This window comes from Kribbella caucasensis (genome assembly GCF_004361855.1).
Taxonomy (GTDB): domain Bacteria; phylum Actinomycetota; class Actinomycetes; order Propionibacteriales; family Kribbellaceae; genus Kribbella; species Kribbella caucasensis.
Genome location: NZ_SNWQ01000006.1, coordinates 162,368 through 183,193 on the forward strand (window position 1 = coordinate 162,368; position 20,826 = coordinate 183,193).

The 20,826-nt window shown below is 69.4% G+C and carries 24 protein-coding genes; 17 read left to right on the forward strand and 7 right to left on the reverse strand.

Features of this window, described 5'->3' with window-relative positions; translation table 11 throughout:
- Positions 1–128: 128 nt before the first annotated feature.
- From EV643_RS14410 to EV643_RS14420, 3 genes are read right to left on the reverse strand one after another with little or no spacing between them, the layout of a single operon-like run.
- The gene (locus EV643_RS14410; protein ID WP_255512980.1) at positions 129–554 is read right to left on the reverse strand and encodes a DUF998 domain-containing protein; all 426 of its coding nucleotides are present in this window, start codon (positions 552–554) and stop codon (positions 129–131) included.
- Positions 555–561: 7 nt separating this feature from the next.
- The gene (locus EV643_RS14415) at positions 562–1,056 is read right to left on the reverse strand and encodes a Clp protease N-terminal domain-containing protein (protein WP_133800569.1); all 495 of its coding nucleotides are present in this window, start codon (positions 1,054–1,056) and stop codon (positions 562–564) included.
- On the reverse strand, positions 1,056–1,286 hold the full coding sequence (locus EV643_RS14420) for a hypothetical protein (protein WP_133800570.1): 231 nt from the start codon (positions 1,284–1,286) through the stop codon (positions 1,056–1,058). Before EV643_RS14420 ends, EV643_RS14415 begins: the two co-directional genes overlap by 1 nt.
- A gap of 142 nt (positions 1,287–1,428) precedes the next feature.
- Between EV643_RS14420 and EV643_RS14425 the strand changes: the two genes are divergently transcribed.
- The 4 genes from EV643_RS14425 to EV643_RS14440 are packed head-to-tail and all read left to right on the forward strand — an operon-like array spanning position 1,429 to position 3,463.
- Positions 1,429–1,767: an ArsR/SmtB family transcription factor gene (locus tag EV643_RS14425; RefSeq protein WP_133800571.1), complete on the forward strand. Its 339-nt coding sequence runs from the start codon at positions 1,429–1,431 to the stop codon at positions 1,765–1,767.
- Positions 1,764–2,249 (forward strand): SRPBCC family protein, encoded by a 486-nt coding sequence (locus EV643_RS14430; RefSeq protein WP_133800572.1) that lies wholly within the window; start codon positions 1,764–1,766, stop codon positions 2,247–2,249. Before EV643_RS14425 ends, EV643_RS14430 begins: the two co-directional genes overlap by 4 nt.
- Positions 2,250–2,252: 3 nt before the next feature.
- Positions 2,253–2,870, forward strand: a complete 618-nt coding sequence (locus EV643_RS14435) for a dihydrofolate reductase family protein (RefSeq protein ID WP_133800573.1) — start codon at positions 2,253–2,255, stop codon at positions 2,868–2,870.
- Between the two features lie 2 nt (positions 2,871–2,872).
- Complete coding sequence (locus tag EV643_RS14440) at positions 2,873–3,463, forward strand: dihydrofolate reductase family protein (RefSeq protein WP_133800574.1); 591 nt, start codon at positions 2,873–2,875, stop codon at positions 3,461–3,463.
- On the opposite strand, the gene EV643_RS14445 is transcribed toward EV643_RS14440, so the two are convergent.
- Positions 3,442–4,110 (reverse strand): peptidyl-tRNA hydrolase, encoded by a 669-nt coding sequence (locus EV643_RS14445; protein WP_238165585.1) that lies wholly within the window; start codon positions 4,108–4,110, stop codon positions 3,442–3,444. The two genes, EV643_RS14440 and EV643_RS14445, sit on opposite strands and share 22 nt — an antisense overlap.
- A 16-nt stretch (positions 4,111–4,126) precedes the next feature.
- Entirely contained in the window at positions 4,127–4,426 is a 300-nt protein-coding gene (locus EV643_RS14450) for a helix-turn-helix domain-containing protein (protein WP_133800576.1), read from the reverse strand.
- A gap of 292 nt (positions 4,427–4,718) precedes the next feature.
- On the opposite strand from EV643_RS14450, the gene EV643_RS14455 reads away from it, so the two are divergent.
- The 12 genes from EV643_RS14455 (at position 4,719) to EV643_RS14510 (ending at position 18,205) form a co-directional block, all read left to right on the forward strand.
- Complete coding sequence (locus EV643_RS14455; RefSeq protein ID WP_133800577.1) at positions 4,719–5,510, forward strand: thymidylate synthase; 792 nt, start codon at positions 4,719–4,721, stop codon at positions 5,508–5,510.
- Positions 5,507–6,004, forward strand: coding sequence for a dihydrofolate reductase (locus EV643_RS14460; protein WP_133800578.1), 498 nt, complete (start codon positions 5,507–5,509; stop codon positions 6,002–6,004). Before EV643_RS14455 ends, EV643_RS14460 begins: the two co-directional genes overlap by 4 nt.
- Positions 6,005–6,137: 133 nt before the next feature.
- Entirely contained in the window at positions 6,138–7,397 is a 1,260-nt protein-coding gene (locus EV643_RS14465; protein WP_133800579.1) for a toxic anion resistance protein, read from the forward strand.
- 35 nt (positions 7,398–7,432) lie between these two features.
- Positions 7,433–8,005 (forward strand): hypothetical protein, encoded by a 573-nt coding sequence (locus EV643_RS14470; protein WP_133800580.1) that lies wholly within the window; start codon positions 7,433–7,435, stop codon positions 8,003–8,005.
- The gene (locus tag EV643_RS14475; RefSeq protein ID WP_133800581.1) at positions 8,002–9,357 is read left to right on the forward strand and encodes an AAA family ATPase; all 1,356 of its coding nucleotides are present in this window, start codon (positions 8,002–8,004) and stop codon (positions 9,355–9,357) included. The genes EV643_RS14470 and EV643_RS14475 overlap by 4 nt, the downstream gene beginning before the upstream one ends.
- Positions 9,354–10,676 (forward strand): GlnX family signal transduction membrane protein, encoded by a 1,323-nt coding sequence (locus EV643_RS14480; protein ID WP_133800582.1) that lies wholly within the window; start codon positions 9,354–9,356, stop codon positions 10,674–10,676. The genes EV643_RS14475 and EV643_RS14480 overlap by 4 nt, the downstream gene beginning before the upstream one ends.
- A complete protein-coding gene (locus EV643_RS14485; protein WP_133800583.1) occupies positions 10,673–11,641 on the forward strand; it encodes a glutamate ABC transporter substrate-binding protein in 969 nt (322 codons plus the stop codon). Before EV643_RS14480 ends, EV643_RS14485 begins: the two co-directional genes overlap by 4 nt.
- Entirely contained in the window at positions 11,641–12,771 is a 1,131-nt protein-coding gene (locus EV643_RS14490) for a hypothetical protein (protein WP_133800584.1), read from the forward strand. The genes EV643_RS14485 and EV643_RS14490 overlap by 1 nt, the downstream gene beginning before the upstream one ends.
- Positions 12,768–15,122 (forward strand): serine/threonine-protein kinase, encoded by a 2,355-nt coding sequence (locus tag EV643_RS14495; RefSeq protein ID WP_133800585.1) that lies wholly within the window; start codon positions 12,768–12,770, stop codon positions 15,120–15,122. Before EV643_RS14490 ends, EV643_RS14495 begins: the two co-directional genes overlap by 4 nt.
- On the forward strand, positions 15,107–16,189 hold the full coding sequence (locus tag EV643_RS14500; protein WP_133800586.1) for a PP2C family protein-serine/threonine phosphatase: 1,083 nt from the start codon (positions 15,107–15,109) through the stop codon (positions 16,187–16,189). Before EV643_RS14495 ends, EV643_RS14500 begins: the two co-directional genes overlap by 16 nt.
- 31 nt (positions 16,190–16,220) lie before the next feature.
- Complete coding sequence (locus EV643_RS14505) at positions 16,221–17,498, forward strand: vWA domain-containing protein (protein ID WP_133800587.1); 1,278 nt, start codon at positions 16,221–16,223, stop codon at positions 17,496–17,498.
- On the forward strand, positions 17,495–18,205 hold the full coding sequence (locus EV643_RS14510; protein WP_133800588.1) for an FHA domain-containing protein: 711 nt from the start codon (positions 17,495–17,497) through the stop codon (positions 18,203–18,205). The genes EV643_RS14505 and EV643_RS14510 overlap by 4 nt, the downstream gene beginning before the upstream one ends.
- Before the next feature lie 425 nt (positions 18,206–18,630).
- On the opposite strand, the gene EV643_RS14515 is transcribed toward EV643_RS14510, so the two are convergent.
- Entirely contained in the window at positions 18,631–19,071 is a 441-nt protein-coding gene (locus EV643_RS14515) for a hypothetical protein (protein ID WP_133800589.1), read from the reverse strand.
- Between the two features lie 147 nt (positions 19,072–19,218).
- Positions 19,219–20,151, reverse strand: coding sequence for a GNAT family N-acetyltransferase (locus EV643_RS14520; protein WP_133800590.1), 933 nt, complete (start codon positions 20,149–20,151; stop codon positions 19,219–19,221).
- Between the two features lie 214 nt (positions 20,152–20,365).
- On the opposite strand from EV643_RS14520, the gene EV643_RS14525 reads away from it, so the two are divergent.
- Positions 20,366–20,815 (forward strand): guanyl-specific ribonuclease, encoded by a 450-nt coding sequence (locus EV643_RS14525; protein WP_133800591.1) that lies wholly within the window; start codon positions 20,366–20,368, stop codon positions 20,813–20,815.
- Positions 20,816–20,826: the final 11 nt, after the last annotated feature.

Sequence of the window (20,826 nt, forward strand, 5' to 3'; positions counted from 1 at the left end):
CAGCACGACACAGAGACACGTTTCCCCCCAACCCACCGTCGGTTCCCCCCGCGGCAGGAATGTCAGCACCCGGACCCCCCGGGCGAACTTCCGATCAATACCACCACGGCGCCGTACCGGGCGAGGCCTCAGTGTGGAAACACCCCAACCGACTCACTTTCGTGACCCGACCAGCCACGTAGGCCTAACGTGGCACAACCGGCCGCCCGCCGAGTGAGCAGCCGGACCGCCAGTACGACGGTCCAGGTCCAACCGACGATCACGCTGAGGCGCTGGAACAACCCAGCCATGTCGACGAGCGATTCGGCCTGGGAGAAGCCCTGTCCGGCGAGCAGGAAGAACACGACGAAGGTGGTTGCGCTGAGCAACGAATAGGTGGGCCATCGCCACCCACGGCCGCGGGCGAGAACCACCTGCGCCAGGGCAAGTCCGAGGAATGCGGGCAAGGAGAAGCCGTCGTGCAGCGCGCCGAGTGTCGCGTAGTCAAGGGCGTCCGGCGTTCCGAGTGGGTACCCGCTCACCGGATCAGTACGGAACGCGCCGGCGCCGATCAGGCGGGCATCAGTGGTCGCCTTGTTCGGCGGCGGTGGCGACGCGGGCGCGGAGGGCCGCTCGGTCGATGCCGGCCAGGTCCAGGGCGCGGGCGACCCGGCCGAGCTTGGCGTCGAGGACGCCGAGGAGCATGTGCGCCGCGCCGATCCGGCCACCGCCGAGCGCGGATGCGTTGTCCATCGCGCGCTTCAGGGATCGCATCGCCGACTCACCGATCCGCGGCCGGCGGGCCGGATCCGGGCTCGGCGTGGGCAGCTGACCAACCTCGATCCGAACCCCGGCGACGGCCAGGCTCTGCTCCCACTCGCGGTCCAGGGCCGCCTTGATCTCGTCCCGGCTCAGCCCGGCCTCGGCCAGCAGCCGGGCGGTCGTGGACCCTTCCAGTTCGGCCAGCCCGAGCAGCACGTGTTCTGCCTCGATCGTCGATGATCCGTCCAGCTGCGCCGCCCGGCGGGCGTGCCGGACCAGTACCGCGCGGACGTCCTTCGCCTGGTTCGTCTGCATCAGCGCCTCCTCAAGGCGACACCCGCGGCGATCAGCCGGCGGGCATGTTTCTTGTGCACGGCCTGCCGGGTGACCCCCAGCACCTCGGCCACCTCGGACCAACTCCAGCCGGCCCGCATCGCCTGCTCCACCTGGCTGTCCTCCAGCCGATCGGCCAGTCGGCGCAACGCGACCACTGCCGCGAGCCCGGCGCCCGGGTCGGCCGGATCGGCCACCTGCGCGATCTCCATCCAGACCTCACCTCCTGATCAAGCAACCTAGGTTGACAGTGCCGGATTGTCAACCAAAGTTGCTAAAACCGACGGCTTGACCACCGCGCCCAGTCCTGCCTATAGTCAACACATCAGTTGATCAACAGAATGGTTGATAAAGATGGCGGTTGACGACGAACGGCTCGACCGGGCCTTCATGGCCCTCGCCGACCCGGTCCGCCGCGCGATGATCGCGCGGCTGTCCCGCGGCGAAGCGACCGTGAACGAGCTGGCCGAACCGTTCCCGATCACCAAGCAGGCGGTGTCCCGGCACATCCAGGTGCTGGAGGCCGCCGGCCTGATCACCCGCAGCCGCGACGGGCAACGCCGCCCGTGCCATCTGAACCCGGCCGCCCTGGAAGACCTGACGAGCTGGATCGACGACTACCGGCTGGCCGCCGAGCGCCGGTTTCGCCGGATCGACGCCATCCTCGAAACCGTGAAGGAGCAGCAGAAATGAACGACACCACCACCCCCGGCACCACCATCAACGCCCCCGCCGGCACCCCGTTCCTCGAGGTGATCCGCGACTTCGACGCCACCCCGGCCCAGCTGTTCCGGGTCTCCACCGACCCCGAGCTGGTCACCCAATGGCTCGGCCCTCGCGACTTGGACGTGGAGCTTCTCGAGTACGACGTACGCCCGGGTGGCCGCTATCGCTACATCCACCGCGACGAGTCCGGTGAGTACGCCTTCCGCGGCGTCTTCCACAGCGTCGAGCAGGACCGCATGGTCATCCAGACGTTCGAGTGGGAGGGTGCGCCGGGCGAAGTGAGCCTGGACAAGTGGACCTACACCGAGGTCGACGGCAAGGTCCGGCTGCACATGCAGTCGGTGTTCGGCTCGGTCGAGACGCGTGACGCCATGGTCGAATACGGGATGGAGTCCGGGATCCGCGACTCGATGGACCGGCTCGCCGAGCTCCTCGTCAAGGAGGGCTGACCGATGGGACAGGTCATCATCGACATCTCGATGTCATTGGACGGGTACGTCACGGGGCCGAACGTTTCCCTCGACAACGGTATGGGGGACGACGGCATGGTGCTGCACAGCTGGGTCTTCGAGGATGCCACCGCCGAGGACCGGGCCGTGCTCGATCGCGCCTTCGAGTGGACCGGCGCGGTGATCCAGGGCCGGGTCCTGTTCGACATCATCGACGGGCCGCACGGCTGGTCCGACGAGATGGGGTACGGCGCGAAACCCACCGGCGAGGTCAACCCGCCGATCTTCGTCGTCACCCACTCCGCACCGGAGAAGACCCGGCTGGGCGACCGCTTCCGGTTCGTCACGGACGGCGTGAAGAGTGCGATCGACCAAGCTCGTGAGGCGGCCGGGGACAAGAACGTCGTGGTGATGGGCGGTGGCGAGATCTGCCATGCAGTCCTAGCCGCGGGACTCGCCGACGTACTACTCCTGCACGTAGCTCCCGTCGTACTGGGTCAAGGCACTCCACTCTTTCCGAGTGGCGGCGGGCCGCGGACCGACCTGGAGCTCGTCGAGGCCGTCTCCACCCCGAACGCACAGCACCTGACCTACCGCGTCACCGGCACGAAGGAGTACTGATCATGGCCACCGTCATCGCTGCCGCGGTCATGTCGCTGGACGGGTTCATCGCCGATCTCGACGATGGTGTCGGGCCGATGTTCGACTGGTACAACAACGGACCGGTCACGGTGTACGGCAGCGACCCGGACCGGCCGTTCAACGTGAGCCAGGTCAGCGCCGACTACATCAACGAGACCTGGCCGAAGGTGGCCGCCTGCGTCATCGGGCGGACCCTGTTCGATATCACCAACGGGTGGAACGGCGTACCGGCGGCCGGCGAGCACGTCTTCGTCGTCACCCACTCCGTCCCGACGGACTGGCCGTTTCCCGATGCGCCTTTCACCTTCGTGAACGGGATCGAGGAGGCGATCGGCCAGGCCAAGGAGTACGCCGGGGACCGGGTGGTCGCGGTGACGGCCGGCAACCTCACCGGCCAGGCGCTCGCGGCCGGCCTGGTCGACGAGATCTCCTGCGACCTCGTCCCGGTCGTCCTCGGCACCGGCAAGCGGTTCTTCGGCGAGTACACGGGCGCGACAATCCTGCTCGACAACCCGAGGGTGATCGAGGGTGACCGCGTCACCCACTTGCACTACCGCCTCAGCAAGGGATGATCCGCGACGACCGTGCAGGACCCGGGCGCCACCTCGGTGAACCCGGCGTCCTGTACGACGGGCAGCCCGCTGGTCAGCAGTTCTTTCCACTTCGCCGGGGTGGCGGTGCGAACGGCCAACGCGAAGTCGGCCGCTGCCCACTCTTTCCGTCCCGCCGCCGACAGAGCCCACCAGGCCAGCTGTGCACCATGCCCGCATTGGGCCATCGCCTTCCCGCTGGACATCTCGAGCTCCGGGTTGATCCAGAGCACCGGCATGTCTGGCGCGAGCGCGGGTAGCTCCTCAGGATCCTCGAAGTCCGTCCCACTGACCTGCAACTTCGCGAGCTCCTTCGGTACGGCGTCCAACGGCACCGGCGGAAACACCCGAACCACCGCGGTCCCCCAGGTCACCGTGATCCCGGGCAACGCGGCAGCCCGCCGCCACTCAGCCCCACGACCCCGCCGTACCACCTTCCTGATCCGCGCGTCCCTGATCCGCACGTCCTGCCAGGCCCGCATCGCCCCGGCCCACTCCCCTTCCCCCACGGACCGCTCATCCGCCAGCATCACCAACACCGCCCGCCCCGCCGCCTCCAACGCATCCGTCTGCCCCGGCCGCTCCCCCTTCTCCACCCGAACCACCAACGTCAGCACGTACTCGGTCACACCCGGAGTCTGCCAGTCAGGCAGCCGAGTCGCCGCGATCGAACTTGACCACCAGGTGGGTCTGCAGAGCATGTGCGATCCGCTCGAGCAGCGGCAGCGTCGGCACCGTGCCACCGGCCTCGAACCGCGCCAGCGCCGATTGCGTCATACCTGCCGCGTCCGCCAGCCGGCTCTGCGTCCAGCCGCGCTCCTCACGCATCTGGCGCACCGCCGCGCCCAACTCGAACGCACGCCGCGCAGCGTCGTACGCCTCCGCGGCCCCCGGCTCAGCCATCCGCTCCCGCCGAAGCTCATCCCAACCCCGCCGACCACTCATGTCATCCTCCAGCCGCTCCGCCAACCCGCCGAGTCTGCCAGCGCCGCGCCCACGCCGTACGCCGACTCCCCGCCACCTGGCGAATCTCGAAGGCTAACCCCTCAGGTGCATGGTTGCCTCACCGGAATCTCGGGGGGCAACCATGCACCTGAGGGGGTCGCCCCTGAGATGCATCCGTGAGTCGGGGGGCCGCGGGGGCTTCGGTGCTGCAAAGGGAACGGTTAGCGGACAGGGTGGGAGGTGGGTCGTGGCGTGCCCGGGTGGACCGGAACGCGGCTGTTAGGTTGGCGGTATGCGGCAGTATCTGGAGCTTCTTGGGCTTGTGCTGGACAACGGGATCCAGAAGGGGGACCGGACGGGGACCGGGACCTTGAGTGTGTTCGGGCATCAGGCTCGGTATGACCTGCGCGAGGGTTTCCCGGCGGTGACGACCAAGAAGTTGCATCTGCGGTCGGTGGTTGGGGAGTTGATCTGGTTCCTGAGTGGGTCGACGAACGTGAAGTGGCTGCACGAGAACAACATCTCGATCTGGGACGAGTGGGCCGACGAGAACGGTGAGCTCGGACCGGTCTACGGGTACCAGTGGCGCTCCTGGCCGACGCCGGACGGGCGGCAGGTGGACCAGATCGCCGCGGTGATCGAGTCGATCAAGCAGAACCCGGACTCCCGCCGGCACATCGTCAACGCGTGGAACGTCGCGGACGTCGACGGTATGGCGCTGCCGCCCTGTCACACCATGTTCCAGTTCTACGTGGCCGACGGGCGGCTGTCCTGCCAGCTCTACCAGCGTTCGGCCGACATCTTCCTCGGCGTGCCGTTCAACATCGCCTCGTACGCGCTGCTCACCCACATGGTCGCGGAGCAGACCGGACTCGAGGTCGGCGACTTCGTGCACACTCTCGGCGACGCGCACCTTTACCTCAACCACGTCGAGCAGGCCAAGCTCCAGCTCACCCGCGAACCCCGCCCGCTGCCGAAGCTGGAGCTCGCCAAGAGAGACTCGATCGACGACTACGAGATCGGCGACGTCGAGCTGATCGGATACGACCCGCATCCCGGGATCAAGGCGCCCATCGCGGTATGACCGTCATCCTGATCGCGGCGGTCGGCCGCAATGGGGTGATCGGCCGGGACAACGACCTGCCCTGGCGGATCCGCGAGGACCTGCAGCACTTCAAGCAGCTCACCCTCGGCCACACGCTGGTGATGGGCCGCAAGACGTACGACTCGATCGGCCGCCCACTCCCCGGCCGGCGTACCGTCGTCGTCACCCGGCAACCGGACTGGTCCGCCCCCGGCGTCGACGTCGTCCACAGCCTGGAAGAAGCCCTGAAGCTTGCCGACAGCAACGAAACCGCAGGCGGCGACCTCCACCCAGCCGGCGGCGACATCTACGTGGCCGGCGGCGGCGAGATCTACCGCCAAGCCCTCCCGTACGCCGACCGGCTGGAGCTGACCGAGGTCGACCAGTCCCCGGCCGGCGACACCACCTTCCCCACCCTCGACCCCACCCAGTGGACCGAGACCGCCCGTACCCCGCACGACGGCTTCGCCTTCGTCACCTACACCCGCCGGTAACCGCGCGCCACAACGACTCCGCAACGTGAGCGGCGGATGGTCCGGGAACCGCGTAGATTGTGTCCGCGTCACGGAGTTTGAACAGGGGAACGCGGGCGCCCGTGCGCGGGCAGGCCACCGGAGGGGAACGACGATGACCGAAGCTGACAACACCCAGGGCGCTGCGGCGACTCAGCCTGCTGTGTCTCCATTGCAACCGCCGACGGCGACCGCGCCGGGGCTGATACTGACCGCGCCCGCGCCGACACAGGCGGTGGCCACGACGGCCGCGCCCAGCCTGGCGCCGGCTGTGGATCCGGCGACGCTGCCGGGGCTGGACGCGAAGGTCGACACGTTCCTGACCACGTTGATGACCGCCGAGCCGCGGTCGCCAGAGTTCGCGGCCAAGGCGACCGACGTGCGGAGCATGGGTGACGTCGACATCCGCGGCGCCGCCGAGAGCTCGAACCGGCTGCTGCAGTCCCCCGTCCGGGCACTGCAGAGCGGCGGGCTGTCGGAGGGGTCGACGGTCGGCAAGACCCTGCTCGAGCTCCGCCGTACGGTCGAGGACCTGGACCCGAAGGAAGCCACCGGCGCGAAGAAGCTGCTCGGGATGATCCCGTTCGGCGACAAGATCGAAGACTACTTCCGCAAGTACCAGAGCGCGCAGAGCCACCTCGAGGGCATCCTGCACGCGCTCCGCGACGGTCAGGACGAGCTGGGCAAGGACAACGCCGCGCTGAACCTGGAGAAGCAGCAGCTCTGGGACGCGATGACCCGGCTGAACCAGTACGTGTACGTCGCCGAGCGGCTGGACGCCAAGTTGTCGGCGACCATCGCCAACCTGGAGGCGACCGATCCGGAGAAGGCCCGGGCGCTGCGCGACGACGTGCTGTTCTACGTCCGGCAGAAGCACCAGGACCTGCTCACCCAGCTGGCCGTGTCGATCCAGAACTACCTGGCCATCGACATCGTGATCAAGAACAACATCGAGCTGATCAAGGGCGTCGACCGGGCGTCGACCACGACCGTCTCGGCGCTCCGTACGGCGGTGATCGTGGCCCAGGCCCTCGGCAACCAGAAGCTCGTGCTCGACCAGATCACCGCTTTGAACACCACCACCAGCGGCATGATCGAGCGGACCTCGGAGATGCTGCGGGACAACTCGGTCGCGATCCAGCAGCAGGCCGCATCGGCCACCATCGGGCTGCCGCAACTGCAGGCCGCGTTCGCGAACATCTACGCCACGATGGACGCGATCGACACGTTCAAGGTGGAGGCGCTGGACAACATGGCCGCGACGATCGGCACGCTGGAATCCGAGGTGACCAAGTCGCGCACCTACCTGGATCGGGTCGCGCAGCAGGACCAGCGGGTCGTCCGGGGCAGCCTCGACCTCGATCTGGGCCGCTGACCACCACCCTGACGAACACCGAAAACGGACACCACATGGGGCTGGGGAATTTCTGGTCGCGGCTGACGGGCCGCAAGGCGGAGCCGGAGCCTGCCCCGATTCCCCGTCCGCCCACCACCGACGACCTGCTCGCGGCACTGGTCCGGGTCGAGGAACTGGTCGCGGGCGGCGCAGTACCGGCTGTCGTCGCGTCCCGGGTCGCCCGGGTGGTCCGGACCGTGCGGGAGACCATCCCGAGGCTCGGCAACCTCGGCGGCAGCGCCCAGGCGTACTCGGTGATGGCGACCGCGACGGACTACTTGCCCGAGGCAATCGGCGGCTACCTGCGGCTGCCCCGGCAGTGGGCGGACAGCCGGCCGGTGGACCGCGGCAAGACGTCGCTGATGATCCTGGTCGACCAGTTGGACCTGCTCGGGTCCACGATGGACAAGGTCTTCGACGCTGTGAACCGGGCCGACGCGGCCGCGCTGGTCGCGCATGGCCGGTTCCTGCAGGAGAAGTTCGGGCACAGCTCGACCGGTGGCAGCCTGGCGCTCGGCCCGACCGAGTCCACGCCACCACCGGACACAGGACCACTGCAACCACCGCCAGGACGAGGAGGGGCATGAGCAGCGTGGGGGGTACTTCGCTGCAGGACGCCGTGTCGGCCCTGCTGCTGGTCGCTGCGCGCGGAGGTGTCGTGGAGGCGACCGCGCGGGCAGAGGCGTTGTCACTGGCCGCCGCGCTCGCCGAGTCCGCACCGGGCGCACCCGCCGACTGGGCGAAGGCGGTGCCCGGCGCCGGCGCACAGGAGTTCTTCGACGCCGCAGTGCGCGGCCGACGGTGGCGGGGCGCGCCGACCGCAGTACTGACCGAGCTGATCGCACAGGGGTCGCCCGAGAAGATCCCGTACGCCGAGGCGCTGGCTGAGGTGGCTTCGGCGGCTTGCGGTCTGGGCGAGCCGACCATGCGTGTCATCGGCAACGCGTCGGTGGCGGCGGCCGCACAGCTCCAGGCAGCGGGCGCGCGCCGGTTGGAGGTCGGGACAACACCAGCGCAACCGGCACCACAGCCCGCAGTACAGGCTGCCGACGAGCCGGCGGTGCAGGCGGAACCAGAGCGCACAGTGGAAGAACTGCTGGCCGAGCTGGATGAGCTGACCGGGCTGGCGCGGGTGAAGCGCGAGGTGCACCGGCAGGTCGCCGTACTGCGGGTCGAGAAGCTCCGGATCGAAGCGGGGCTGAAGAGCCCGACCATCACCCGGCACCTGGTTTTCGTCGGCAACCCGGGCACCGGGAAGACCACGGTCGCCCGGCTGGTCAGCGGGATCTACAAGGCGCTCGGCCTGCTCTCCAAGGGACAACTCGTCGAGGTGGACCGCTCGGAGCTGGTCGCCGGGTACCTCGGCCAGACGGCGACCAAGACGGCCGAGGTGGTCGCGTCTGCGGCCGGCGGGGTGCTCTTCATCGACGAGGCGTACAGCCTGACCTCCGGGGCCGACGGCGCCGACCAGTACGGGCGCGAGGCGGTCGACACGCTGGTCAAGGAGATGGAGGACCGGCGCGACGACCTGGTCGTGATCGTCGCCGGGTACCCCGAGCCGATGGAGGTGTTCATCGCAGCGAACCCGGGGCTGGCCAGCCGGTTCCGGACCACGATCCGCTTCGACGACTACACCGACGACGAGCTCACCGACATTCTCACCGGGCTGGCCGGGGACGCCGACTACGAGCTGACCCCGCAGGCGCTGGAGCACTTCCACGTGATCCTCGCGTCGACCCCGCGGGACCGCTCGTTCGGCAACGGCCGGTTCGCCCGGAACGTGCTGGAGGCCGCGATCGGCCGGCACGCCTGGCGGCTGCGCGACGTCACGGCACCCACGAAGGACCAGCTGCGTCAGATCCGCGCCGAAGACCTGACCGACGAAGAACTGCACCCGCCCAAGCAGTCTGAAGGGCCCGACCAAGGAGAACAGGCGTGACGCAGACAGCCAGTCCGCCGGCTACCAGGCCGCCATCAGGTGATCCGGCCTCCGCACCGGGTCTCCAGGCGCCGTCCGCCCGGACGCCGTCGCCGCAAGGGACGGTCTCCGCCTGGTTCTCCGGTACGCCGGGCCGCATGCGGTCGTTGCTCATCCTCACCGCCGTTGTGGCCGTGCTCTTCGGCCTGGCGGCGGCGCAGGGGTTCCGCCAGTCCGATGGCGCCCTGCAACGGGCGGAGGCGAACACGGCCCAACTGGTCCGCATCCAGGCGATCCACACCAACCTGGTCAGCGCGAACGCCGACGCCACGAACGCCTTCCTGGTCGGCGGCCTCGAACCACCAGCACAGCGCCAGCACTTCGTCGACTCGCTCGCGGCCGCCTCCAAGCTGATCGCCGAGGCCGCCACCGCACAGCCCGCCGACCAGGAGGCACTGGGCGCGCTGAACAGCACCCTGCTCACGTACAGCGGCCTGATCGAACAGGCCCGCGCCAACAACCGCCAGGGCCTGCCGATCGGCTCGCAGTACCTGAAGGACGCGAGCGCGACCCTGCAGAACGACTCCCTGCCGCTGCTGAACGCACTGGTCAAGGCCAACGAGGAGCGGGTCGGCACCGAGTTCTCCGGGGTCGGCCGCGGCAGCCTCTGGATCGGCCTCGGCGGCCTGGCCACCCTGGCTGTCCTCGTCCTCGCCATGGTCTGGCTGGCCCGCCGGACCCACCGCTACCTCAACGTCCCACTCGCCGCCGCGGGCGTCCTGGTCCTGCTCACCATGATCGTCGGCGGCTCCGCCCTGACGAGCGCGGGCAACACCGCCGAGGACGTCAGGGACAACGAGTACGCCGACACGCTGGCGCTCTCGCGCGCCCGGATCGCGGCGTACGACGCGAAGTCGAACGAGAGCCTCACCCTGATCGCGCGAGGTTCTGGGGCTGCCTTCGAGACGGCCTGGAAGACGTCGGCCAAGCAGGTCGACGACCAGCTCGCGATCGCCGACAACGGCACCCCCTCGCTCGGCTCGTGGAACAGCTACAAGAGCATCCACACGCAGATCCGGACCGCTGACGACGGGGGCAAGTGGGACGAGGCCGTCGGCAAGGCGATCGGGTCGAGCGGCCAGACTGCGAACACCACCTTCGCTCAGTTCGACAAGGCGTCCAGCACGAGCCTGACGATCAGCAGCAGCACCACCCGTACCGCGCTGACCGACGCTCGCGGCGGCCTGCCACCGATCGGCTGGCTGGGCATACCGATCGGCATCGTGGCAGCTCTGCTCGCCGCCTGGGGCATGTCCCAGCGACTGGGGGAATACCGATGAAGAAGCACCTGATCGCGGCCTCGACCGTCCTCACTCTTCTCACGCTCACCGCCTGCACCTCCGGCGATTACGACGCGACCGAGGTCCCGGCCAAGCCCGCACCCACCACAACGAGCGCAGCGCCACCAGCGCCTCAGCCGAACTGTGGCAATCCGGTCGCCTCCTACCGGCCGACCGCGCCGCTGCCCACGCCGGGCAGCCAGATGCCGACTGGTAGCCACATGGCGAGGATCCAGGAGCGCGGCCGGCTGATCGCCGGGGTCTCGGCCGACAGCCTGCACCTCGGTGCCCGGAACCCCATCACCGGCGTGATCGAAGGCTTCGACATCGACATGGTCCGCGCGGTGGCCCAAGCGATCTTCGGTGACCCGAACAAGGTCGAACTGCGGGTGATCTCCAGCCCGCAGCGCATTCCGGTGCTCCGGGACAACTCGGTCGACATCGTCGCCCGGAACATGACGATCAACTGCGCTCGCTGGGAGCAGATCGCCTTCTCCGCCGAGTACTATCACTCCGGCCAGAAGGTGCTGGTCCAGCGAGACTCCACGGCGAAGAGCCTTGCGGATCTGTCCGGTAAGACCATCTGTGCCCCGGCCGCCTCGACCAGTCTGGACAACCTGCGCAGCAAGTACCCGCAGGTCCTGCCGATCACCGCGGACACCGATACCGGATGCCTGGTGCTTTTCCAGCAGGGCAAGGCCTACGGAATCACCGGAGACGACACGGTGCTCGCCGGCGAAGCCGCGCAAGATCCCTACGCCCGGGTGATCCAAGCACCGCCCTTCACCGCTGAGCCGTACGGACTTGGCATCTCACTGACCCACCCGGAGTTAGTCCGGTTCGTCAACAGCGTGCTTGAGGACATGAAGGCGGACGGTCGCTGGAAGGCGTCGTACGACAAGTGGCTCGCCCCCACCCTCGGCAAGGCGCCGGCGCCGCCGCAACCTGCATATGGCAGGAGCTGATGACAGTTCGTACGCCGACGGCCGTTGCGCCGTCCCCGCCGGGGAGGATCGGCAGCAGTATTCCCGCGAAGGAACTGCTGTCCTATCTCGACGTGCTCGGGAGCTGGCGGGATCGGCGTAAGGCGGAGCTGGACGAGCTCGACCAGGCCGCTCTGACCGCGGATGACGCGGACGCGCTCAGTGCCGATGTCGTCCTCAGCATGGCGGTCTGGAAGGCGGTCTCCGACCGGTACGAGCTGATCCTGCTCACCTGGGACTCCGGCCGCGTCGGCCCGACCGAGACCGAGCGGATCTCCACCCTGATCTGGGGCGGCCTCGACACCGGCACCACCGGACCGGCCGGATCCCTGGCGGTTTCGTTGCCGGAGGCATGCACCCTGTCGGACGCGCTGGCCGGGACCCTGCGGGCCAAGCTCGCCCTCGAACCAGGCGACGCCGACCGGGCCGCCCGGCTCCGGCAGCTCCGCGCCCAGGTCGAGCGGATCAACGACCTGGTCACCCGCGAGCCGGCGAACACCCGCAACCAGGCGATTGCCAACCACCACGACCTGGACCGCCGCGTCACCGACGCGACCGCCAAGAACAAACGGGGTGCCGACATCGGCGGCCTGATCGGCCAGCTGGAAATGGACGCCGCGCGCACCGAGCGAGACCTGATCGTCGGCGCGGCCACTCGCCGTGAACGCGCCGCGGACGTGGCCAAGGCCCGCAGCCTCCGGACCGATCTCGAGGCGGAGGGCCACGCGGTACGGGCGCTGGCGGATCGTTGTGTCGCGGCGGTCACCCCAGCGCCGCGGCTCGGGGTACCGGACGTCACCGCGCTTGGGGCGGTGCCGAACACGCCGGCCGAACTGGAGAAGTACCTCACCCGGCTGGACGCGGTACGGCGTGCGCTGAGCCAGGCGCAGTCGGCGTACTCGGCCGCGCTCGCGCGGCGGGACGAAATGGCAGCCCTACTCGACGCCTACCAGGTGAAGGCCGCCGGCGTAGTGCGGTCCGAGCCGATCAAGAACGACCTGGCCGAGCTGTACCGACGCGGCCGCGAGACGCTCGACACCGAACCAGTCGACCTGGTCAGACTCGGTGCACTCGTGGCGGCATACCAGAGCTACCTTCGAGAGGCGAGATGACGACGACCATCGCCTGTACCCAGCCGGGGTGCACCGGCACGATCATGGACGGCTACTGCGACGTGTGCGGATCCCCCGCAACCGCCTCGGCAGCCTCTGCCCCTGCCGCCGCCGGCGCACCGGGGGCCTGCGCCCAGCCGGGATGCTCCGGCACGATCGTGGACGGCTACTGCGATGTCTGCGGCTCCCCCGGCGCGTCCGGCTCCGCCGCAGCCGCCGCAGCCGCCGCGGAGCCGATCAGCTCGCCCTCCACGGTCTCCCGCGCGTCCAACCGGCTCGCCTCCACCCCACTCGGCTCTGCTCGGGCCGCGGCCGCCGGGTCCAAACTGACCAGACGACTCGGTACGTCGTCCACCCGGCTGCGCGGGGCTCGCCTGGGTGCCGGACTGACCAACGTGCCGCCGATCCCCGCGATCGACGCGAGCAAGGCGATCCTGCAGAACCCGATGGTGCCGGAGGACCGCCGCAACTGCCCGAACTGCGGTAACGCGGTCGGCCGGTCCCGTGGCGACCAGCCGGGCCGGACCGACGGGTTCTGCCCGAAGTGCCGCAGCCCGTACTCGTTCTCGCCCAAGCTGAAGGCCGGTGACCTGGTCGGCGGGCAGTACGAGGTGGCCGGCTGCCTCGCGCACGGCGGTTTCGGCTGGATCTACATGGCCCGGGACAAGAACGTGTCCAACCGCTGGGTGGTGCTGAAGGGCCTGCTGAACTCCGAGGACCCGGACGCCGTCGCGGCCGCGATCGCCGAGCAGCAGTTCCTGGCCCGGGTCGAGCACCCGCTGATCGTGGAGATCTACAACTTCGTCACCCACGAGGGCGCCGGCTACATCGTGATGGAGTACGTCGGCGGCACCTCGCTGAAGACGCTGCTCAAGAAGCGGATGGAGGCAGCCGGCGGCAAGTACGACGCGCTGCCGATCGACCAGGCGATCGCCTACATCCTGGAGATCCTGCCGGCCTTCTCCTACCTGCACGACATGGGCCTGGTGTACTGCGACTTCAAGCCGGACAACATCATCCAGGTCGGCGACGCGGTCAAGCTGATCGACATGGGCGGCGTCCGGCGGATCGACGACATGGACTCCGCGATCTACGGCACGGTCGGCTACCAGGCCCCGGAGGTCCCCGAGGTCGGTACGTCGATCGCGTCCGACATCTACACCCTCGGCCGTACCCTGACCGTGCTGGCGATGGAGTTCCGCGGCTACCAGTCGACGTACCTGTCCTCGTTGCCGCCGGTCGCCGACGTACCGCTGTTCCAGCAGTTCGACTCGGTCTACCGGTTGCTGCTGAAGGCGTGTGCGAAGGATCCGGCCGACCGGTTCGTCTCGGCCGACGAGCTCCGCGTCCAGCTGCTCGGCGTACTGCGTGAGGTGGTCGCCGCCCGGCAGGGACCCGGAGCGGCGCAGCACTCGACGTCGTCGCTGCTGTTCGGCAGCCCCGGTGACCGGGCCGGCGGGCTCGGGCATACCGCGCCGGCCTGGCAGCAGCTGCCCTCGTTGCTGCCCGACGACAGCGACAAGATGGCCGGCTGGCTGAAGACCGTGAGCGTGCCCGACCCGGCCAAGCGGCTTGAGCTGGTCGCGAACGCACCCGAGTCGTCGGCGCAGGTGTTGCTGGAGATCGCGCAGGCCGCGCTGGAGGCCGGCGAGTACGGCATGGTCGACACCGCGGTGTCCGACCTGCTCGCCGCCGACCCGTGGGAGTGGCGCGCGATCTGGATGTCCGGACTGGTCGCACTGGCCCGCGATGACTCACGGAGCGCGCAGTCGGCGTTCAACGCGGTCTACGGCCAGGTCCCGGGTGAGCTGGCGCCCAAGCTGGCGCTGGCCGTGTCCTGTGAGCTCAGCGGCGAGCACGACGTTGCCGAGGGCCTCTACCTGACCTGTGCCCGGACCGACGCGAACTACATCGCCCCGTCCGCCTTCGGGCTGGCCACGATCCGCTCGAACCGCGGCGACCTGGACGGAGCGGTCGCCGCGCTCGACCTGGTCCCGCAGACCAGCGGCGCGTACATCCGGGCCCGCCGGACGCGAGCCGGTCTGCTGGCAGGATCAGGTCGTGGGCTCGCCGCTTTGGCCGAGGCCATGAACAGTGTCGATGCCCTGACGATCGACCCGGTGGACCGGGCGAACCTGTCCGCGAGCGTGTTCCGGACCGCCCTGGACGAAGTACTCGCCAGCGGCCCGGATCCGCAGCTGCGGATCTCCGGGAGGCCCGCGACCGAGCCGGAACTGCGGGACGGCCTGGAGGCGGCCTACCGTGAACTGGCCGGCCACGCCCGTGGCCGGGAGGAACGGATCGCCCTGGTCGACCTGGCCAACGAGGTTCGAGGATGGACGTTGCGATGACGAGTACGACCCGGACGGTCTGCCCCAGCTGCGGTGGACCGATCGCCGACGCCGACCGCTTCTGCGAGGCATGCGGCGCGGAACTGCAACCGGCAGGACCGAGCACGCCCGCCCTTGACACGGACACCGAGCCGACCATCGAGCTGAACCCGGCTGCCGGTTTGAACCCGGCGGCCGCGGTGGTGCCCGGGCCGTGCCAGTCCTGCGGCGGCACGATCGGCGCCGAAGGCTACTGCGAGACCTGTGGCGCGAAGGCGGTCAAGCTACGCGACCACTTCACCGAGCAGCCGGCGCCCTGGGTGGCCGCCGTGTGCGACCGCGGGATCCGGCACAGCCGCAACGAGGACGCCGTGGCGATCGCGGCCGACCCCGAGCCGGGGACCCGGGCCCTGCTCGTGGTGTGCGACGGGGTCAGCTCGTCGCTGGATTCCGACGTGGCCAGCCTTGCCGCCGCGCGGGCCGCGCGCGACGTACTGGTTGCCGGTCGTGCGCAAGGGATGGGGACCGAGTCGTCGCGGGTGGCTGCGGTCGTCGCGCGGATGAAGGCGGCTGCGGATGCGGCCAACGACGCGGTCCTGGAGAACACCAGTCCGGACAGCCCGAACCCGGCGTCCTGCACGTTCGTGGCCACTGTGCTGGAGGACGGGTTGCTGGTGGCCGGTGTCGTGGGCGACAGTCGGGCGTACTGGTTCCCGGACAACGCGGAGGCCATGGCGTTGACCGTGGACGACTCGTGGGCGGCCGAGTTGATCGCCACCGGCGTACCGCGGCACGAGGCCGAGACGGGTCCGCAGGCGCACGCGATCACCCGCTGGCTGGGCAAGGACGCGCCTGACCACACACCGCGAACCACCGTCCTGAACGACGTGACCGGTCCGGGCTGGCTGCTGGTCTGCTCCGACGGTCTGTGGAACTACTGCTCCGAGGCGGCACCGCTGGCAGACCTCGTCCGTCAGACCGCCGCGGCCCACGGTGGCGAGCCGTTGGCCATCTCATCCGCTCTGGTCGACTGGGCCAACGCCCAGGGCGGCCAGGACAACATCACCGTCGCGCTGGCGCGACTCTAGTCACACCGCCACATCGAAAGGGACACCCAAGATGGCCGAGTTCACCGCCTCCGTCTACCAGAACGAGTTCCTGCCCGACGGCGGTACCGACGTGCACGCGATCGTGACGGTCAACTGCACCGGCGCGGGCGCGGCCGGTTCGTCCGCCGGTGACGAGGCCGGCGAGATCATCATCGTCGACACCTCCGGCTCGATGGGCGCCGACGGGGTCCGCGCCGCCGCGTACGCCGCGCAGACCGCGCTGGACCAGATCCTCGACGGGGTCTGGTTCGCGGTGATCTCCGGGAACGACCGGGCCCAGCTCGCGTTCCCGGCGTCGCCCGAGCCGGTGATGGTGCGGATGGACCAGTTCACCCGGCAGGCCGCGAAGGACGCGGTGGCCCGGTTCTACGCCGACGGCGGGACCGCGATGGGGACCTGGCTGCGGCTCGCGGCCCGGGTGTTCGCGACCGTGCCGTCGCTGACCCAGAAGCACGCGATCCTGCTCACCGACGGCGAGAACCAGCACGAGTCGCCCGAGGTGCTGACGGCAACGATCGAGGCCGTCACGGGCCAGTTCCAGTGCGACTGCCGCGGCGTCGGCGTGGCCTGGCAGGTCGAGGAGGTCCGCCGGATCGCGACCGCGCTGCTCGGCACCGTCGACATCATCCCGGCCCCGGACCAGTTGGCGGCCGAGTTCTCGAAGCTGATCCGGCAGGCGATGAGCAAGGGGGTCGCCTCGGCGGACATGCGGGTCTGGGCTCCGCAGGGCGCACAGGTGCTGTTCGTTCGACAGGTCGCCCCGACGGTCGATGATCTGACCGCCCGGCGTACCGAGGTGAACCCGCTGACCGGCTCGTACCCGACCGGCTCGTGGGGTGACGAGTCGCGCGACTACCACGTCGCCGTACGGCTGGCCGCGAAGGGGATCGGCCAGGAGCAGCTCGCCGCCCGGGTCCAGCTGGCGATCGGCGACCAGGTCGTCGCGCAGGGTCTGGTCAAGGCGCTGTGGTCCGCGGACGAGGCGCTGACCACCCGGATCAGCCCGGAGGTCGCGCACTACACCGGCCAGACCGAGCTGGCCAACGCGATCCAGGAAGGCCTGGCCGCGAAGGCCGCCGGCGACACCGCGACCGCGACCACCAAGCTCGGCCGGGCCGTCCAGCTCGCCGCCGCGACCGGTAACGAGGAGGCCACCTCGCGGCTGCGTAAGGTGGTCGACATCGACAACCAGGAGACCGGCACCGTGCGGTTGAAGCGCAGCGTCGAGAAGGCCGACGAGATGGCGCTGGACACGGCCTCCACCAAGACCACCCGGGTGAAGAAATGACAGCAGCCACCTGTCCGAGCGGGCATCCGTCCGTCTCCGCCGACTACTGCGACGTCTGCGGCCTGCCGATCGGGGCGGCCGCAACGCCCGCCGCCGCCTCGATACCCACGCCCGCCGTCGCCGCCCCCGCGCCTGCTCTGCAGGCTTGTCCGAACTGCTCGGAATCGGCGACCGCTGACGCCTTGTTCTGCGAGAGCTGCGGCTACGACTTCACCACCGGCACCATGCCGCGCCCGGCGTCCCCCCTCGACCTCAGTACGCCGCCGCCCGTCTCCCCCGCACCCCCGCTGACCGCCGACTGGGTGGTCGAGCGCTGGGTCGACCCCGACTGGTACGCGGTCCAGCAGAGCGACGATCCATGCCCGTCCCCAGGTCTGCCGGTCGTCGTCCCGATCACCGCGAAGAGCGTCCTGGTCGGCCGCCCGTCCAAGAGCCGCGGCATCAGCCCCGAGATCGACTGCGGCGACGACACCGGCGTCAGCCGTCGCCAGGCCCAGCTCACCACCGACGGCCAGCGCTGGTGGGTCGAAGACCTCCAGTCCTCCAACGGCACCTACGTCGCCCCGTCCTCGTCGCCCCTCCCCGAAGACCCCATCCCACCGGGCCAACGCCGCGAACTCAACGAGGACGACCGCATCTACGTAGGCGCCTGGACCCGCCTCGTAGTCCGCAAGGCAACCCCCGAAGAACAAGCCGGCCAAGCCTGAACAACCTGGACTTACGTTCTTCTTAGTCAAGGTTATTGATGAACCTGGGCTAAAGGACGCGGGGCAGCCTAGTCGGCTGCAAGCAAGCCCCGCCTGCCAGACCGTCCGGGCGGACTGGGGAGGGTTTTCACGGCGACGGGGGAGGGGTTTGCCCCGCAGGGCGACAAAACCCTCCCCGAACCCCGTGAGACGCGACGTTGACACCGTGGCGGGGAGTGCGGTGGAAGGGCGGCATGCCAGGACGGCTGCTGGTCGCGATCGCGTGCCCGCAGACAGGGCATCGGGCAGGAAGGCGGGACCGTGACCAGGAAATGGGGAGCTGGGACATGTAGTGCCGTGTTCAAAGTCCCCGGTTCCTGATCACGGCCCCTGGAAGGTGTTCAAGGAATGGGCACAGCGGGCCGCCGACGAGTTCAGGCCCAAACTCATACGCGGGTCCAGGCGGGGATTGGGCGGAAGCAGAGGTATTCGATGATCAGGGAGCCGACGACGATGGGGATGGCCCAGGTCCAGGGGTGGTCGGGGATGCCTACGACCAGGATGGCGGTCCACAGGGCGATCCAGCCGCCGCCGTAGCCGCGCAGGACGCCTCGGTACCAGAGGCCGCCTGGGTTCTCGGCGGCGCGCTGGCCGAAGTACACGAACAGGTAGGAAGCGATCGAGATCGGCCAGAAGACCCACAGGCCGCCCCAGTCATAGGGGACCATCACCAGCGCGCTCAGGCAGACGATCGCGACCGCCCAGTGGTAGGTCTCGCCGGCCCAGGTCAGGCCGCGGCGGCGGAGGGTGAAGACGATCGCGAGCGGTCCGAAGACGACGGCGACGACACCGGCCGCGACGTGCAGAATCAGTGCGATGTCGCGCATCGCCCGCCCCTGAGCCGCCCCGCCCCTGGTCTGCTCCGGTCGCCACCGGAGGTCTCTGACATGTCAACGAAGCTTAGGGTTCAAAGGCCCGGCCGTCTGCCCTTCAGGAGAAGGTTTTTCTCCCGAAGGGCAAACGGCTCACACCGATCAGCTCAGCGGATACGTGGCGACCATCCGGACGGCGAAGTTGCGGTAGTGCAGCCGTTCGAAACTCGCCGCCATCGGCTTGTTCGTCAGGTCGGTGTCGGCCCGGATCCGGTCCGCGCCGGTCTCGACCAACAGGTGGGTGATCTCGGCGAGCAGGTCGTCGCTGTACCGATGACCGCGATGCTCGGCCAGTACGCCGAGGTACCCGACCACCGGGCCGCCATTGTTCGCCGACGGCATCGCGAACCCGATCAGCTCGCCCGCCTCGTCGTACGCCAGCCGCCACCACGATCGCTCGCCCGGCATCGACTGGTAGATCTCCAGGTCCGACCGGGCCGCGCCGTCCACGCCGACCCGGGCGACGGCCCGAGCGGTCGCGGCGTCGAGGCTGCCCTCGATCACCCGGCGGAACACGTCCAGGAAGGCCTCGTCGTCGGCCGGCTCGAACCGCAACCGCGTCGACCTCGCCGGCAGCCCATCGGCCGGCGTCCACTCGTACCGCAGCCGCTCGGTCGTGTCGGACAACCCGGCCGCGGCCGCCGCCCGGAGTCGGGGCTCCAACGCGGCGACGACGTCCGGCCGATCACGCCAGCCGTTGGGCAGGAAGATGTGGTACTCCGGTTCCTCGGCGTCGGCGGGGAACGTCGCCAGGCCGTGCCGGATGAGCTCGGTCCACACCGGTACGGGATCGCCCGAGCCGGCGTCGTACAGGCCGTCGATGCTGAACGGATGGGGGAACTGCTCCATCCCCCACCAGATGGCGAGGGCGACGATCCGGCCGTCCTCCTCGGCGACCCAACTCCACTCGTGCCGGTAGGCGCCGGACGCGAGGTAGTCCCGGTAGCGATCGAGGGTGACGGTGTTGACCGATTGGTCGGCGAGCAGGGTGTAGATAGTGTCGAGGTCGGCCTCGACAGTCGTACGGATGTTCACGAAACCTCCACAAGGAGGCGCGGGATCCGCTCAGTGCGAGCTGTGCGAGCGGACCGGTCGCGCCGGGAAACAAGTCATAGCGTTCATCGGTCGCTCCTTCCACTCGAGGGGTCTCTCGCTCCCGCAGACCCTAGAGTCGCGCCGAGGTCATTGTCCACCGATTATTCACAGCTGAGATGGTCAGCTGCCGCCCGGACCGGGAAGCCTCCGCGACATGCGAACCCCATCCCGCATCCTCGCCCTCCTGACCACCCTCCTCTTCGGCCTGACCGCCACCTCGTACGCCGTCCCGGCGCAGGCCTCATCCCCGTCCCCCACCTCGTACGTCGCTGGTTCGCCGGCCTCGTACGTCGTTTCGTCGGCCGCGGCGCTTCCGTCGTGCGACCTGAGTTCGTTGCCGCCCGAGGCATCGGACACGCTCGATCTGATCCACTCCGGCGGGCCGTTCCCCTACGACCAGGACGGCACCGTCTTCCAGAACCGCGAGGGCCTGCTTCCGTCCGAACCGAGCGGCTACTACCACGAGTACACCGTCAAGACCCCCGGCTCCCCCGACCGCGGAGCACGTCGCCTGGTCGGCGGCGGGCCCACCACCAACCCGGAGTACCTCTACTACACCGACGACCACTACGCATCCTTCTGCGAGGTGGATGAGAGCGCCTGACAGAATCTTGC

Excerpts from the sequence above, each read along its gene's own strand:
- EV643_RS14415 (WP_133800569.1), bottom strand. The coding sequence starts at position 1,056 with ATGCAGACGAACCAGGCGAAGGACGTCCGCGCGGTACTGGTCCGGCAC.
- EV643_RS14420 (WP_133800570.1), bottom strand. The coding sequence starts at position 1,286 with ATGGAGATCGCGCAGGTGGCCGATCCGGCCGACCCGGGCGCCGGGCTC.
- EV643_RS14425 (WP_133800571.1), top strand. The coding sequence starts at position 1,429 with ATGGCGGTTGACGACGAACGGCTCGACCGGGCCTTCATGGCCCTCGCC.
- EV643_RS14430 (WP_133800572.1), top strand. The coding sequence starts at position 1,764 with ATGAACGACACCACCACCCCCGGCACCACCATCAACGCCCCCGCCGGC.
- EV643_RS14435 (WP_133800573.1), top strand. The coding sequence starts at position 2,253 with ATGGGACAGGTCATCATCGACATCTCGATGTCATTGGACGGGTACGTC.
- EV643_RS14440 (WP_133800574.1), top strand. The coding sequence starts at position 2,873 with ATGGCCACCGTCATCGCTGCCGCGGTCATGTCGCTGGACGGGTTCATC.
- EV643_RS14450 (WP_133800576.1), bottom strand. The coding sequence starts at position 4,426 with ATGAGTGGTCGGCGGGGTTGGGATGAGCTTCGGCGGGAGCGGATGGCT.
- EV643_RS14455 (WP_133800577.1), top strand. The coding sequence starts at position 4,719 with ATGCGGCAGTATCTGGAGCTTCTTGGGCTTGTGCTGGACAACGGGATC.
- EV643_RS14460 (WP_133800578.1), top strand. The coding sequence starts at position 5,507 with ATGACCGTCATCCTGATCGCGGCGGTCGGCCGCAATGGGGTGATCGGC.
- EV643_RS14465 (WP_133800579.1), top strand. The coding sequence starts at position 6,138 with ATGACCGAAGCTGACAACACCCAGGGCGCTGCGGCGACTCAGCCTGCT.
- EV643_RS14470 (WP_133800580.1), top strand. The coding sequence starts at position 7,433 with ATGGGGCTGGGGAATTTCTGGTCGCGGCTGACGGGCCGCAAGGCGGAG.
- EV643_RS14475 (WP_133800581.1), top strand. The coding sequence starts at position 8,002 with ATGAGCAGCGTGGGGGGTACTTCGCTGCAGGACGCCGTGTCGGCCCTG.
- EV643_RS14485 (WP_133800583.1), top strand. The coding sequence starts at position 10,673 with ATGAAGAAGCACCTGATCGCGGCCTCGACCGTCCTCACTCTTCTCACG.
- EV643_RS14490 (WP_133800584.1), top strand. The coding sequence starts at position 11,641 with ATGACAGTTCGTACGCCGACGGCCGTTGCGCCGTCCCCGCCGGGGAGG.
- EV643_RS14495 (WP_133800585.1), top strand. The coding sequence starts at position 12,768 with ATGACGACGACCATCGCCTGTACCCAGCCGGGGTGCACCGGCACGATC.
- EV643_RS14500 (WP_133800586.1), top strand. The coding sequence starts at position 15,107 with ATGGACGTTGCGATGACGAGTACGACCCGGACGGTCTGCCCCAGCTGC.
- EV643_RS14505 (WP_133800587.1), top strand. The coding sequence starts at position 16,221 with ATGGCCGAGTTCACCGCCTCCGTCTACCAGAACGAGTTCCTGCCCGAC.
- EV643_RS14510 (WP_133800588.1), top strand. The coding sequence starts at position 17,495 with ATGACAGCAGCCACCTGTCCGAGCGGGCATCCGTCCGTCTCCGCCGAC.
- EV643_RS14515 (WP_133800589.1), bottom strand. The coding sequence starts at position 19,071 with ATGCGCGACATCGCACTGATTCTGCACGTCGCGGCCGGTGTCGTCGCC.
- EV643_RS14525 (WP_133800591.1), top strand. The coding sequence starts at position 20,366 with ATGCGAACCCCATCCCGCATCCTCGCCCTCCTGACCACCCTCCTCTTC.